Source organism: Bacillus sp. 5w2, assembly GCF_054353775.1.
Window position 1 is genome coordinate 49,604 of the sequence record NZ_JBTIWT010000028.1, and the last position, 14,539, is coordinate 64,142.

The window sequence follows — 14,539 nt, forward strand, 5'->3', positions numbered from 1 at the left end:
TGGGCATCTAACCCTCCCTCACATTACACTCTTGATGACTCGCATCTAAGGCTGTTTTCACAACCCACAGCATAATCGAGTGCCTCCATTGATAGTGGTAAGGAGACATCACCCAATCTTCATCCTTTATAAAGAACACCTATATATATGAATCTTATTTTTTTTAAAACTTATTTATTTTATTCATACTTTCCCATTCAAAATTGCACCCAATATTCTACTTTTCGTAAAACTTAACGCTCTTTTCGTTTCAAGCGCATCTTCATTCACAGTACGATTATAGCGAATCACCAATAATACTCCTTCACACTTATCAGCTAATACACTCGTATCTGTCACTTCTAATACAGGAGAAGAATCAAATAATACGATGTCGTACCGTCCCATCGCCTTTTGAATTAACATATCCAATCCATCTGAACTAAGTACTTCAGATGGATTGAATGGTATCGGCCCGCTAGTTAATACATCAAGATTTTCCACCTCTGTTTTTTTCACAGCACCTTCTAAAGTTGTTTTTCCGTTCAATATATCAGTTAATCCAATTGCATTTTCTATTCCAAACATTTCATGAATCGTTGGCGTTCGTAAATTTGCATCTATTACCAATATCTTTTCACCCTTTTGTGCTATCGAGACTGCTAAATTAACTGTAATCGTTGATTTTCCTTCACCATATCTTGGAGAAGTAATAACTATAGTTCTACTTTTATGAATAGACGAAGACAATTGAAGGTTTGTTCGAAGCGAACGATACTGCTCCGAAATTTTCGATCTTGGAGCGGTATAAGCAACTATACTTTCTCCTTTAACTTTATTTGTTTTTCGTCTATTTTTGTAAGCCACTCTGTTCCCTCCCCCAATAATGCTTTATTTTTTTCAATGAATTTGTCTTTCACATTTTTTCTATTCATTTTAGATATTCCGCCCAAAACAGGGACATCTAACAATTGCTCTATTCGCCGTTCCGATTGAATTCTCTCATCAAGTGAATCCAATAAAAAAATGAAGCCAATACTGAATACCATACCTATAGAAAATGCAATTAAGATCGTCTTAGAGTGATTCACATTTATAGGCATATAATTTTTTTGAAATGAGTCTTCTGGTAATATACTCACATTATTGAAATTCAGTATATTCGCTACTTCTTTCTTATAAACAGTGGCTGTAGTATTTGCAATTTTATGAGCAAGAACAGGATCTATATCCACTACATTTATTCTCATAATCTGAGACCCTTGTACACTTTCTGTACTTATTTGTCCACTTAATGCACCTGCAGATCTATTAATATTCAATTCAGCAGCCACTTTTTCTAATATTACAGGCTCATTTACCATCGCTTTTAATGTATTCATCGTTTCAGCATTTGCTTGAACAATAACCCTTGCTGAGGAGGCATACAAAGGTGTTTTCATATACATACTATACAGGGCTCCTCCTACCGTTGTAAGAGTCGTAAATAATAATAGTATCCACACCCTTTTCCATATTACAGTAAATAGATTTTTTAAATTTATTTCCTTATTCATTACTTCTCCCCCTCATTTAATACCAATGAGATTTCAGTTAAAACTCCCATAAAAACCATAAATAAAACACATGTTTTTTATTTTTAATATATAAACATTACTAATTACTGTCATTTTAGTTCTTTATATAGAACGAGTCAATATAATTTATTTTTGTTTAATCACTTCTTAATTTCAACTCAAAAATTACGACAATATCCTTCATAATTTACTGTAGATAAATGACGAAAACGCCCTGATACCGTAGTATCAGGGCTGTTTTTCTTTGTATTGAATCGTATTTCAGCAAAGTATTTTTCCCCATCGAAATAGATCGTATATATTAAATGCATTGGTTTTTCAAATGATGCTCATTTCTCATAGGTATTAGTAAATCCGTTTGTGAATTTGTTAGCACCTTTATATTCCTACTAGGAAAATGCCCGATAAATTCAAAAACCTCAACACGTTATATTTCCGGATTTGAAAAGTACATGAACAATGTTTTAGAATAAATTTTCTTGTGGCTGTTTTTCATTTTGCAACCACATGACGTTATAACAAAAGAGAAATAAAAAACCCTTGATACCAGTTGTATCAAGGGTTTAAGCCTCTTAGTATAGAGACATATATTGATCGCGTTCCCATTGGTGTACTTGCGTGCAGAATATATCCTCTGAATTCATCAAGTTTTCAAGCTTGCCAAAAACGTTGACTTATCAAGATTTTATAAAAGTGATGTTTCATAGCGATTCATCACTTTTTTTATTTTTTGTGGGTGAATTGTGGGTGGGTTCGTGGGTGAATTATAAATTATTTTGATTCACCCACAAAAACAAACGGTCATTCATTTATTTCTTCCTTGTCGGTCACGACCTTTTTCTTCTTTTCATATTCCCCTTCCTCAACTCCAAGTTCAAGAAGTATAGCATTTAATTTATTGTAAAGGTCATTCGCACCCCGAACGGAATTTTTGCCCCTATCATTGATCGAAGTTAATTGTCCATTAAATTCGAATGCAATTCCGTCTCTGTGGCGAAAGATTTTTATACCGTCCAAATAAGCCGTCTTTTCATTATGATATGTAGCTTTAAAACGTCCATTTTCAATTGTTTTTTTATCCATTATTAAAACCCCCTTTTAGTTTTCAAGTTTCCCCGCCTATTACATTTTAAAAATACGATGCATCTATTTTGCTGTATCTTATATTTATAACTACAATACCTCTACTGTCGGAATGTCAGCTGGTGCCCATTTCAATTTCTTTAAACGACCAATACTAATCCATCTCAATTCTGAATGTTCAAGGGCCTTAGGTATTCCTGACTTTATACGCGCTTTATAAGTAACTAAGTGAACAATTATATTCTCGTATTCATGTTCAACTGCTTTTAATTGTTCCTCTACAGTAATAAAACAATCCAATTCTTCTTTAATCTCACGTACTAAAGCATCTCGCGGATGTTCCCCTTTATTTATCTTACCACCTGGAAACTCCCAATAATTTGGAAGTGACATCTTTGGGGAACGTAATGCACAAAGTACGTGATTATCATTATTTAATATAACTGCACCAACGACTGATATTTTTTTCTTCATTTTTGATCGCTTCCTTATGCGAATTATTGTAATTTAATCATTATCTTCCTTACTATTTATTTCTTTCATTTATTACCGTATCTTAACACTTAATTCCTAGCAAGATATAAATTAGGAAATTTACACCTTAATTCATCAAAAATATTCCTACTCAAAACTTCTCTTAAGGACGAAAAATTTACATATCTTATTTATATAATTTTTGTTATGGTTCCATATGTTAATCAGGTACAATATTACAGATAGGACGAGCTGAAAAACAAACCACTAGGTCTGGAACGATATTTAAAGGTGATGAAGACCAAATACTATTACCATTTGGATATCCATCCGAATGGATCAAAGAAGTTAGGGAAATTCCAAATAAATAGGAGGACAATATATATGTCTAAAAATGCAAAGGTACTATTAATTATATTACCTTTATTATGTAGCCGACCCGATTAAGAGTCGGCACTTTTTTTATTTCACTTTTGCTAAAGGTGCTAAGACTAAAGCTGTAAATACAGGTAAAAAAGCAACACACACTTCAAAGATAACCATTCAATCAGTAGGAAGATATGGTAAGGTTTCTCCTGATGAACTCTTTATTTACAAGAAGAAAAGTACCTCTGATGTAAGAGCGATAGCAGAGAATACGGGTTTTAATGAGCACCGTATTCAAAGAGCAAAAGATTATGTGTTTTTTAAAGAACATGTACTAAAAGATGGTAGTAAAGGTTACTTTGATCCCGATTATCCAATGTCATTAGCGTAGAAACGATTAGAATCAGGTAAGCACCTTCCAAGTGATATAGATTTATTACACCATGAAATTTTTGAATCTCGATTTGAAGGGATTTTCAAAACAGATTACAAAACAGCACATGCAGCAACTGTAAAATCAGGTCGCCCTTGGGAAATACCTGAAATTGATAGAGAATAAAACAATAAAGGAGATAAATTATGGCAATTCATATTACAATGAATAAAGAATTTGAAGACAAGGAAATAGTTGTATATCAATTTTATCCCTCAGAATATCCAGATAAAGTTGGAAAAATGTATTTTCATAAAAAAGATCGAATGTTTCATGAAATAGATCCAGTTCCGGTAAAATCAACTGCAACAAGTGAACATTACTTTTATTGTGCATGTAGCAGAATAATGCAATGTATCAAGAGTGGTGGAGAATTTTTGGAAGAAATGACATACGGAGTATAACACAACAAACAAGGATATAAAAAAACGGCTCAAATAAAGAGCCGATTTCTTTTTCATACTGCTACTAGGTTAATAGACGTATACATAGACTTCATTTACAGTAACATCTATCCCCTACCTAAAAGGGGTATAATTGAAACATAGATTATTAACCTTAGTAACAACACGCTTAATAATAGGAGAAAAAAACATGAAATATATGGCATATGTAGAAAAAAACAATAAACTAATCGAAGAGGAAGTTACAATAAATATTAACGGTGTAGTATTTACAGGATTCTCCACTGTTTGTCCGTATATAATTGAAGAAGGGAAAAGTTATCCTGTTATTCTCAATATTACGATTTTTGATGATTTCGAAATAAATGAGGGCATAGCTGGAGTTAAAAGTTTAAAAAGAATTGATGATTCTTTTAAATATCGTATTAGCGGGATATTAAATCGTGAATTTATTGATGCAGGGATCATTATTAAAGACGAAGATGAAAGTTTTCCAGAACATAGCGAATACTTTAATACGTTCGTTGAAATTGAAGTTGATAGAATTAATATTGAATTTTTAAAAGAAGACTAGTCATCCTCAATAATTTCAAACTAGAAATCAGGAGATCATTTTTCTCAGACAACTCCAAACATAAAATTCAGTATAAATAAAAGGGGCTTTATTTATGGCAATATGTTTATTAATGACTAAAGAATTTGAAGATGAAGAGATTGTTGTTTATCAATACTATCCTTCTGAATCACCCGATAAAATAGGAAAAATGTATTATAATAAAAAAGAACGAATGTTTTATGACTTAGAGCAAGCTCTAGTAGATTCAGAAACAATGAGAGAACATTATTTTAATTGTGCATGTACTAGGATTGTTCGATGTCTAAAAAGAAACGAAGACTTTCCTGACAGCATGGCATATGAAGCATAATGAAATGAACAAATATATAAGCCGATTCCTTTAATAGGAACCGGCTTTTCCTATTACTTCACATATACGTAGGTTTCATTTACAGTAATATAGTATGTTCTTCCTTTGCTAACTGATCAGGAATACAGTAAGCGAACTGTTCAAATTATCCACGCTACAATGAACAATGCTATGAAAACGGCTGTTAGCTTAAAAAAAATCGAAAACACTCCTTGTGAAGAAGTAGTTATTTCAAATAAGAACAATAAAGAAAGAGAATGGCTAAAATACATGCGAAGTGAAGACATTCCTCTTTTCTTAAAAACTTCTTATCAATACAACTATATTTATTACATCTTTTTCAAAGCACTTCTGAATACTGGTATGCGTAAAGGTGAAGCTGCTACTTTACAATGGAAAGACATAAATTTAAAAGAACATACTATTACTATTTCTAAAACATTGGATTTTACAGCTAAAACAAAAGAAGAATTATTTGGAGATACAAAAACATTTACTTCTAAACGTACTATCATGATTCCTAAAACATTAGTCGATGAATTGCTGGCACATAAAAAATGGCGAAATGCTAATAAGCTTGTTTTACAAGATGCATATGAACATGAATTAGATTTAGTTTTTTCAAGAGTAGATGGAAATTTCTTGCCGAAGTCAACATTGTTCAATGCATTCTCACGCATACTTAAGAAAGCAAATTTACCTAGACTAGAAATACACTCATTACGACACACCCACGCGGTTCTTTTATTAGAGTCTGGTGCAAGTATGAAATACATTCAAGATCGACTAGGACATAAGAGTATAGAAATCACTGCTAACGTTTACTCTCATATTAGCGACAAAATTAATAAGGATTCTATTTCAGGGTTTGAAGCTTATATGAATAACGTATTGGGGTAAGTTTGATTTTTTTGTGGGTGTTTTGTGGGTGAATTACTCTCCTTTCAAATAAAAGTGTTTTACCCACAAAATAAAAAAACCCTCAACACGTTGTGTGTCAAGGGTTTAAGCCTCTTAGTATAGAGACATATATTGATCGCGTTCCCATTGGTGTACTTGCGTGCGGAAAATATCCCACTCAATCTCTTTCGCTTCGATGAAGTGCTCAAGTAAATGCTCTCCTAGTGCACCGCATACTACTTCATTAGATTGTAATGTAACTAATGCTTGCGCTAATGTTGCTGGTAAGTCAACGATACCTGCTTCTTCGCGCTCTTCTTTTGTCATTACATAGATGTTACGGTCTACTGCAGCTGGTGGAGTTAATTTGTTTTTAATTCCATCAAGACCTGCTGCTAATAATGTAGCCATTACTAAATATGGGTTTGCAGCTGGGTCAACACTACGTACTTCTACGCGTGTACTAATACCACGAGATGCAGGGATACGTACTAATGGGCTACGGTTTTGTGCAGACCATGCTACGTAACAAGGAGCTTCATATCCAGGTACTAAACGCTTGTAAGAGTTTACAGTCGGGTTTGCTACCGCTGTAAATGCTGGTGCATGTTTTAAAATACCTGCGATGAAGTGACGAGCATCATCACTTAATTGTAATTCACCGTTTTGATCGAAGAATACATTCTCACCATTTTTGAATAGTGATAAGTTACAGTGCATACCTGAACCGTTCACACCGTATAATGGTTTTGGCATAAATGTTGCGTGTAAACCATGTTTACGAGCAATTGTTTTTACAACAAGTTTGAATGTTTGAATGTCATCACATGAGCGAATTGCATTTGCATATTTAAAATCAATTTCGTGTTGCCCTGGAGCAACCTCATGGTGAGACGCTTCAATTTCAAAGCCCATTTCTTCAAGTTCAAGAACGATATCACGACGACAGTTTTCCCCTAGATCCATCGGCGCAAGGTCGAAGTATCCACCGTTATCGTTTAATTCTAATGTTGGATTTCCTTTTTCATCTACCTTAAATAGGAAGAATTCTGGCTCTGGTCCAAGATTGAAATCTGAGAATCCTAATGCTTCCATTTCTTTTAATACACGTTTTAAGTTGTTACGTGGATCACCATCAAATGGAGTGCCATCTGCATTGTAAATATCACAGATTAATCGAGCTACTTTCCCTTTTTCAGCTGTCCAAGGGAAAATTACCCAAGTATCCAAATCCGGATATAAATACATATCCGATTCTTCAATACGTACGAAACCTTCAATAGAAGATCCATCAAACATCATTTTGTTATCAAGAGCTTTTGTTAATTGGCTCACTGGAATTTCTACGTTTTTAATTACTCCTAAAAGGTCCGTAAATTGTAAGCGGATATACTTTACATTCTCTTCTTTCGCCAAACGGAAAATATCTTCTCTTGTGTACCTAGCCATTATAAATTCCTCCTTAGTCCCTCTAAACACCTTCAGAATCAGTTATCTTTAGTGAAAAAACCTTGAAATGTCACCTTGTCGCAATGAAGTTCGATTAAATCTACCTGTATGTTGTAGTTCGTCTCGAAGTATTTTGCGAAGCTCAGTTTTTGAAATTTCTTTCGTTTCTTCTTTTACTTTCACTGCTTCTGTTTGATTTTCTTTCATTAGTAACACTTGTTTAATACCAGCCATATTCAAGCCTTGATCTAATAAATCTTTAATCTCTAACAACTTATCTACATCGTTAAATGAAAATAATCTACGATTCCCCTTTGTACGGGTTGGAGAAATAAGATTATGCTCTTCATAGTAGCGAATTTGACGTGCAGATAATTGTGTTAAATCCATAACAATACCAATAGGAAACAGCGGGGCAGAACGTCTATCTTCTTTCATTGTTTCAGTTCCTCCTTCGCCTTAACTGCTTCTCATTTTATACCATGTTATGTTTAGTGTCAATAGATGTTAGCTTTTCTTACATGATTTTTTTATAAATTTTTTCATTCTTTTTTCTAATGAAATAAATCATTACTTTCATTAGAAAAAAGCTGTCGAAATCGACAGCTTCCCGTTAAGAAATTGTTAATAATTCCTTTTCAATTAATGCATCAATTGCAGAACAAATCGCAATCTTTACATGTGAATAAGTTAACCCACCTTGCACGTAAGCAACATAAGGCGGACGAATTGGACCATCAGCTGACAATTCAATACTTGCACCTTGAATAAACGTTCCCGCAGCCATAATTACATCATCTTCATACCCTGGCATGTAGTTCGCATATGGAGTGAAGTGAGAATTAATCGGAGATGCATATTGAATCGCTTGGCAGAATGCAATCATACGATCTTTATCATCAAATTGAACAGACTGAATTAAATCGGTTCTTGGTGCATTCCATGCCGGTGATGTATTCATTCCTAACTTCTCTAAAAATGCAGCTGTAAAAATCGCACCTTTTAGCGCTTGTCCCGCTACATGTGGCGCTAAGAAGAAACCTTGATACATTTCTTGCAAACTATATAAAGATGCCCCTGCTTCTGCACCGATTCCTGGAGATGTTAAACGATATGCACATGCTTCAACATACTGCTCTTTACCAACAATGTAACCACCAGTTTTCACAATTCCACCGCCAGGGTTCTTAATAAGCGAACCTGCCATTAAATCCGCACCAACATGACACGGCTCTTGCTCTTCAATAAACTCCCCATAACAGTTATCTACAAACACAACAACATCAGGTTTAATTTCTTTAACAAACGCTATCATCTCTTTAATTTGAGAAATAGTAAACGACGGACGAGTAGCATAACCTTTTGAGCGCTGAATACCAATCATCTTCGTATTACTATGAATTGCAGCCGCAACAGCTCCAAAATCAACAAGCCCCTCTTCAGTAAGCGGAACTGCATTATAACCAATATTATATTCTTTAAATGAGCCTACACCTTTTCCGCGTACGCCAACAATTTCTTCTAACGTATCATATGGCTTACCAGTGATGTACAACAACTCATCTCCTGGACGTAAAATACCGAATAACGCTGTAGAAATAGCGTGAGTACCTGAAATAATTTGCGGGCGAACAAGACCAGCTTCCGCTCCAAATACATCCGCATACACTTTTTCTAACGTATCACGGCCAATATCATCATAACCGTAACCTGTCGTAGGAATAAAATGTGAATCGCTAATTTTATGTTTACGAAAACTTTCTAATACACGAAACTGATTACTTTCAATTACTTCATCCGCGCGTTTATGAACTTCTGTAATCTGGCTCTCTACTTCTTTTACGATTGGAGCAATTTTTTCTCCATTTTTCAAACGATCAAACATTTTTATTTTCTCCTTCTTCCACTAAAAATCTCTTTAATTGCACATTAAGCGATGAATGAGCAAAAATATACCCTGCGCAATTATACACAAATTTATCTTCCAGAAACTCCATCTTTGTTAATAGTGTCTCTGTCTTTAATAACGTTAACAACTTACCTTCACTCGGAGGAATTTCCACTTGATAACGATTCATTTCTTCCTTCATTTTCGTTTCTATCGCTTCTTTTATATGTAATAAATCACTTTCTTCAAAAGCACTAGTCATTAAGAAGTCATTTTTCGGAAACGGAATAAAGTTTTGATGTAACTCATCTTTTTTATTATATAACGTAATAATAGGAATATGATTGATTTCAAGTTCTGACAATAATTGTTTTACTGTTTTCTCATGCCCTATATAATTAGGATCTGCAGAATCAACAACATGTAAAATAACATCCGCTTCACCAGCTTCTTCTAATGTCGAACGAAAAGCAGCAATTAATGACGTAGGTAAATCTTGTATAAAACCAACCGTATCAGTTAGTAATACTGTATAACCTGAGGGTAACGGCATCTTCCTTGTCGTCGGGTCTAGCGTTGCAAACAACAAGTTTTCTTCAAACGTATCTGCTTCCGTCAACCTATTAAACAGTGTAGATTTTCCCGCATTCGTATATCCTATTAATGAAACTTGAAATACTTTATTATCTTTTCTTCTCTCACGATATCTTTTTCGATGTTCCACAACAATCGCAAGTTGTTTCTTTATTTCATCAACGCGTGATCGAATATGACGACGATCCGTCTCAAGTTTCGTCTCACCTGGCCCTCTCGTTCCAATACCACCACCAAGACGTGATAAAGACAATCCTTGCCCCATAAGACGTGGCATTGTATATTGCAACTGAGCTAATTCTACTTGAAGCTTACCTTCCCTCGACTTCGCACGTTGCGCAAAAATATCTAATATTAGTTGCGTTCGATCAATTACCCTCGCATCTAATACTGAGGATAAATTCCGAATTTGACTCGGCGTTAATTCGTTATTAAATACGATAACATCCGGTTCTAATTCTTCCGTTAACATTGTAAGCTCTTCTAATTTACCTTTACCTATATAAGTCGCCGGATGAAACTTCGGTCGTTTTTGCGTTGTAGACACTAATAATTCTGCTCGTGCAGTCTTCGCTAGCGATGCAAGCTCTTTCATGGAATGCATAAACTTTTCATCATCATCTTGTGGCAATTGACAGCCTACTAATATGACTTTTTCTTTTTCTTCCATCAAATATGTTCACTCATCCTTTTCGAAATTTAAACCTTCTAATATAATAGCAGAGGAAGCACATTTCATCTAGTTAGCGGGGGAGAAAATTCATGGCATGGGAGATTTTTAGCATCATAGGCACAATCGCTTTCGCACTAAGTGGAGCCATTGTTGCAATGGAAGAGGATTATGATATTTTCGGGGTGTATATTTTAGGAATGGCAACCGCATTTGGGGGAGGTGCCCTTCGTAATTTATTAATCGGTTATCCGATTGTCGCGTTTTGGCAACAAGACATGTTATTCCAAATCGCACTACTATCAATGACGATTATTTTTCTTTTTCCTAATAAATTAATTAGACATTGGAAAAAGTGGGAAAATATCACTGATGCTATCGGCTTATCAGCATTCGCCGTACAAGGAGCATTATATGCACAAAAATTAAATTTACCAATTAGCGCTACAATCGTAGCAGCTGTTTTAACTGGTATTGGCGGTGGTATCATCCGCGATCTTTTAGCCCGAAGAAAGCCTCTCGTCCTTCGAGCTGAAGTATATGCCTTTTGGACGATTTTAGCAGGTTTCTTAATCGGTGCTCAAATTATTGTTAGCGATTGGGCTCTATATACCTTATTCATTTTAATTGTTTGCTTCCGCATGGTTTCTATTCATTACAAATGGCATTTACCGCATAGACGTATCGATACAAAAGAACGTTCCATGCATAAATAGCAATCTAACCTCTTTACAGATCGTAAAGAGGTTTTTCTTTTCCAATGAGTTTTTCTTTACATAATGTTTATACTAATCCTCAAAGCGAGGTGAATACAAATGACAAACCATGTGAATAAAGGTGCCCAAAAAAGCTCAGTGGGTCAAATTGGACACGATCCTAATTCTGCACACGAAAAAAGCGCTAAAATGGAACGCTTCCATAAATCTTATCAAGAAAAAGCAAAAAAAGAGTAAAAGCACTTATACAAAAAAACAGACGCACAGTTTACGTACTGTGCGTCTCCTCTTCAAACATCAAATCACTACTTGATATCCCAATTAAATCATATTTATCATACGTATCCTCTTGTAGCAACCGCATAGCCTGTGTACGAATCGATTTTTCAACAATATTCCGTACATATCGTCCATTACTAAACGATGTAATTTGCGACGAGTACTTTACAGCATGTAAATGATCTCTAAATTTCCATTCAGCCTCTTTCGATAACTGGTATTCACGCTCTTCATACATCCTCTTTCCAATTTCTAACAGTTGATTTACTGAGTAATCCGCAAATTCAATTATAAACGGAAAACGTGATTGCAGTCCTGGGTTTAATGAAAGAAAATGATTCATCTCTCTTGAATATCCAGCTAAAATTAATACAAAACCGTGCTGTTTATCTTCCATATGTTTTACAAGCGTATCAATTGCTTCTTTCCCAAAATCTTTTTCTCCTCCTCGAGCCAATGAATACGCCTCATCTATAAACAAAATACCTCCCATTGCCTTTTTTATTAAATCTCTTGTTTTTTGAGCTGTATGTCCGATGTACTCTCCTACAAGATCTGCACGTTCAGCTTCAACTAAGTGCCCTTTTGATAAAATATTCATCTCAAACAACAATTTTCCTATCATTCTAGCAACAGTTGTCTTCCCTGTACCTGGATTCCCTTTAAACAACATATGGAGTACTTGCTTCTCAGATTTCAATCCTATTTCTTGTCTTTTTTTATTCACATAAATCCAAGCATATATTTCTTTTATTATCTTTTTTATATCATCCATCCCAACAAGCTTCCCCATCTCTTCTTCAATTCTTTGCAGCATCTCATGTTTCGTTGTAGTTTCATTTGAAATTACTGTTTTATTTTCTGCGGCCGGTAAAGAAATTTTCTTTCGATGATTTAACACAATGTTAATTTGATTATTATTTTTCTTTCGCATCGATTGTTCCATACAATCACCTCATTTTATCCCGCTATTTGCGAGCAGTAAGACTCCCACCTCAAAATTCAGCAAATGTTAGGAAGTTAGGCGGCAGATAATTGCCCGTAAATGCCCGATTGGTGTAGGCTGATAATCATCGAGGGATTAACAAAATCCCCACTGATTAAAGTTTCACTTTATCCACTCACCAAATATTATTATTCCTGTCTCCCTTGCAAATGACTATTTTCAGAAAAGTTTGCTATAATATAAGAAATAATGAAGGTGGTGGGACTATGGAGACAACGGAATTCCATGATACAATACAAGCCTTTTCTATTTTTTTATTGAATAAAGGCCGAAAACCTTCAACCATTAAACGTTATGTTTATGACATTGAAGATTTCGGACATTGGTTAGAAAAAAACAAAAAGCTCCCTTCCAGTAATATATGGGCTACACTTTGTACAAAAGACTATGAAGATTATTTTTTCGACTTAAAAAAGAATCGACATTACTCAGAGAAAACGATGCACCGTGTATTTATTGTATTAAATAGAATGCATCACTTTCTAAACATCCCTAATCCATTAAAGAATATGGAAATTTCTATCCAACCAGACCGCACGCTTCGCAATGAAGATTTCATTTCATCTGATGAAGAAAAAAGATTAAAACATATAGTCACTTCATTAGAAGGACTTTCAGAAAAACAACGTCCTGTGCGCCCTTTATTGATGGATCGTAATATCGCTATTTTAAACTTATTAATCGACTATGGATTATCCTTACAGGAACTTACAGCATTAACTATGCATCACGTCCACTTTGAAACTAACACATTATCTATACCAGCAACCGCAGGAGTAGAAAGAACAATTACATTAACCAGCGAAGACAAAAAACAACTATATACTTATTACAAAAGCATCCCTGAACCCGTTCGTCCAAAATATCATAGTAATGATCCATTATTTATCGCATTTGATTTTAATCGCGGAACATACAGATGGGTATACGAAAATGATGCACCGAAGGGATTAACAGAAATTGCTATCCAAAAAATGATTCGCCTTGAAGTATCTAGAGCTAATTTACGCAAAGGAATCTCAGGACAACATTTTCGTAACACCTATATTTTAAACTTAATAAAAAAAGAAACTCCGGAGTCAGAAATTATAAAACTAGCTGGATTCAAATCAAAAATTTCACTAAAACGATATTATCAATACGCAGAAAATAGAAAAAACGCCTTATCTTAAGGCGTTTTTTCTATTTTTTCTTCAAACAAACGATTTTACTATGACCATTTAACCAATTTTTGCATCTACTATGATGAGTTTCATTCACATTCTCATTAGAAAGGAGAGATTTAATGTCTCGTTATGACGACAGTCAAAACAAATTCTCCAAACCATGCTTTCCAAGTAGCGCCGGACGAATTCCAAATACCCCATCAATCCCAGTTACTAAATCACAACTTAGAACATTTCGCGCAATCATTATTGATTTAACAAAAATAATCCCCAAACTTTTCGCAAATCCATCTCCCAAAAATATTGAAGATCTAATCGATACATTGAACCTACTAAGTAAATTTATTTGTTCACTAGACGCTACTTCCTCCCTAAAAGCGCAAGGATTAGCTATTATAAAAAACTTAATAACTATATTAAGAAACCCAACCTTCATAGCAAGTGCTGTATTTGTTGAACTCCAAATTTTAATTAATTATTTACTTTACATCACAAAGTTATTCCGAATCGATCATTGTACACTCCAAGAACTCCTTAAATTAATTGCAGAGTTACAAACTACTCTAGTTAATTCAGCTTCGTTCGGCAGAGGGCCTACCGGGCCTACTGGACCTCGAGGTAACACGGGT

The 14,539-nt window shown here is 34.6% G+C and carries 16 protein-coding genes and 1 pseudogene; 8 read left to right on the plus strand and 9 right to left on the minus strand.

The window, feature by feature from the left end:
• Positions 1 to 183 precede the first annotated feature (183 nt).
• The 4 genes from ACXY7N_RS28580 to ACXY7N_RS28595 all read right to left on the minus strand — a co-directional run bounded on the left by ACXY7N_RS28580 (position 184) and on the right by ACXY7N_RS28595 (position 3,113).
• The gene (locus tag ACXY7N_RS28580) at positions 184 to 846 is read right to left on the minus strand and encodes a CpsD/CapB family tyrosine-protein kinase (RefSeq protein WP_016086724.1); all 663 of its coding nucleotides are present in this window, start codon (positions 844 to 846) and stop codon (positions 184 to 186) included.
• Entirely contained in the window at positions 795 to 1,535 is a 741-nt protein-coding gene (locus tag ACXY7N_RS28585) for a YveK family protein (protein WP_016135178.1), read from the minus strand. The genes ACXY7N_RS28580 and ACXY7N_RS28585 overlap by 52 nt, the downstream gene beginning before the upstream one ends.
• A gap of 822 nt (positions 1,536 to 2,357) precedes the next feature.
• Positions 2,358 to 2,639, minus strand: a complete 282-nt coding sequence (locus ACXY7N_RS28590) for a hypothetical protein (protein ID WP_016086722.1) — start codon at positions 2,637 to 2,639, stop codon at positions 2,358 to 2,360.
• Between the two features lie 90 nt (positions 2,640 to 2,729).
• Positions 2,730 to 3,113 carry a (deoxy)nucleoside triphosphate pyrophosphohydrolase gene (locus ACXY7N_RS28595; RefSeq protein WP_016086721.1) on the minus strand — a complete coding sequence of 128 codons (384 nt, stop codon included), beginning with the start codon at positions 3,111 to 3,113 and terminating at the stop codon, positions 2,730 to 2,732.
• 945 nt (positions 3,114 to 4,058) lie between these two features.
• Here ACXY7N_RS28595 and ACXY7N_RS28600 point away from each other — a divergent pair.
• From ACXY7N_RS28600 to ACXY7N_RS28615, 4 genes and pseudogenes are all read left to right on the plus strand, one after another.
• Positions 4,059 to 4,316, plus strand: a complete 258-nt coding sequence (locus tag ACXY7N_RS28600) for a hypothetical protein (RefSeq protein ID WP_016086720.1) — start codon at positions 4,059 to 4,061, stop codon at positions 4,314 to 4,316.
• 190 nt (positions 4,317 to 4,506) lie between these two features.
• The gene (locus ACXY7N_RS28605) at positions 4,507 to 4,890 is read left to right on the plus strand and encodes a hypothetical protein (RefSeq protein WP_016086719.1); all 384 of its coding nucleotides are present in this window, start codon (positions 4,507 to 4,509) and stop codon (positions 4,888 to 4,890) included.
• Between the two features lie 94 nt (positions 4,891 to 4,984).
• A complete protein-coding gene (locus ACXY7N_RS28610; RefSeq protein WP_016086718.1) occupies positions 4,985 to 5,242 on the plus strand; it encodes a hypothetical protein in 258 nt (85 codons plus the stop codon).
• Between the two features lie 108 nt (positions 5,243 to 5,350).
• Positions 5,351 to 6,142: pseudogene (locus ACXY7N_RS28615) on the plus strand (site-specific integrase); the annotation flags it as partial.
• 114 nt (positions 6,143 to 6,256) lie between these two features.
• On the opposite strand, the gene glnA reads toward ACXY7N_RS28615, so the two are convergent.
• The 4 genes from glnA to hflX all read right to left on the minus strand — a co-directional run bounded on the left by glnA (position 6,257) and on the right by hflX (position 10,743).
• Complete coding sequence (glnA, locus tag ACXY7N_RS28620; RefSeq protein WP_000135339.1) at positions 6,257 to 7,591, minus strand: type I glutamate--ammonia ligase; 1,335 nt, start codon at positions 7,589 to 7,591, stop codon at positions 6,257 to 6,259.
• A 48-nt stretch (positions 7,592 to 7,639) separates the two neighbouring features.
• Positions 7,640 to 8,029: a transcriptional repressor GlnR gene (gene glnR, locus ACXY7N_RS28625; protein WP_000656779.1), complete on the minus strand. Its 390-nt coding sequence runs from the start codon at positions 8,027 to 8,029 to the stop codon at positions 7,640 to 7,642.
• A gap of 175 nt (positions 8,030 to 8,204) precedes the next feature.
• Positions 8,205 to 9,476, minus strand: coding sequence for a methionine gamma-lyase family protein (locus ACXY7N_RS28630; RefSeq protein WP_000460296.1), 1,272 nt, complete (start codon positions 9,474 to 9,476; stop codon positions 8,205 to 8,207).
• A complete protein-coding gene (hflX, locus tag ACXY7N_RS28635; RefSeq protein WP_016135180.1) occupies positions 9,469 to 10,743 on the minus strand; it encodes a GTPase HflX in 1,275 nt (424 codons plus the stop codon). The genes ACXY7N_RS28630 and hflX overlap by 8 nt, the downstream gene beginning before the upstream one ends.
• A gap of 92 nt (positions 10,744 to 10,835) precedes the next feature.
• On the opposite strand from hflX, the gene ACXY7N_RS28640 reads away from it, so the two are divergent.
• A complete protein-coding gene (locus ACXY7N_RS28640; RefSeq protein WP_000312270.1) occupies positions 10,836 to 11,459 on the plus strand; it encodes a trimeric intracellular cation channel family protein in 624 nt (207 codons plus the stop codon).
• A gap of 99 nt (positions 11,460 to 11,558) precedes the next feature.
• Complete coding sequence (locus ACXY7N_RS28645) at positions 11,559 to 11,696, plus strand: hypothetical protein (RefSeq protein ID WP_016086714.1); 138 nt, start codon at positions 11,559 to 11,561, stop codon at positions 11,694 to 11,696.
• Between the two features lie 31 nt (positions 11,697 to 11,727).
• Here ACXY7N_RS28645 and spoVK read toward each other — a convergent pair whose 3' ends face one another.
• Positions 11,728 to 12,684 carry a stage V sporulation protein K gene (spoVK, locus tag ACXY7N_RS28650; protein ID WP_016135181.1) on the minus strand — a complete coding sequence of 319 codons (957 nt, stop codon included), beginning with the start codon at positions 12,682 to 12,684 and terminating at the stop codon, positions 11,728 to 11,730.
• A gap of 266 nt (positions 12,685 to 12,950) precedes the next feature.
• Here spoVK and ACXY7N_RS28655 point away from each other — a divergent pair, with 266 nt between their 5' ends.
• Both ACXY7N_RS28655 and ACXY7N_RS28660 read left to right on the plus strand, forming a co-directional pair.
• On the plus strand, positions 12,951 to 13,916 hold the full coding sequence (locus tag ACXY7N_RS28655; RefSeq protein ID WP_016135182.1) for a tyrosine-type recombinase/integrase: 966 nt from the start codon (positions 12,951 to 12,953) through the stop codon (positions 13,914 to 13,916).
• A gap of 113 nt (positions 13,917 to 14,029) precedes the next feature.
• Positions 14,030 to 14,539 (plus strand): collagen-like repeat preface domain-containing protein (locus ACXY7N_RS28660; RefSeq protein ID WP_488592829.1); only part of this gene is annotated, 510 nt, incomplete at its 3' end.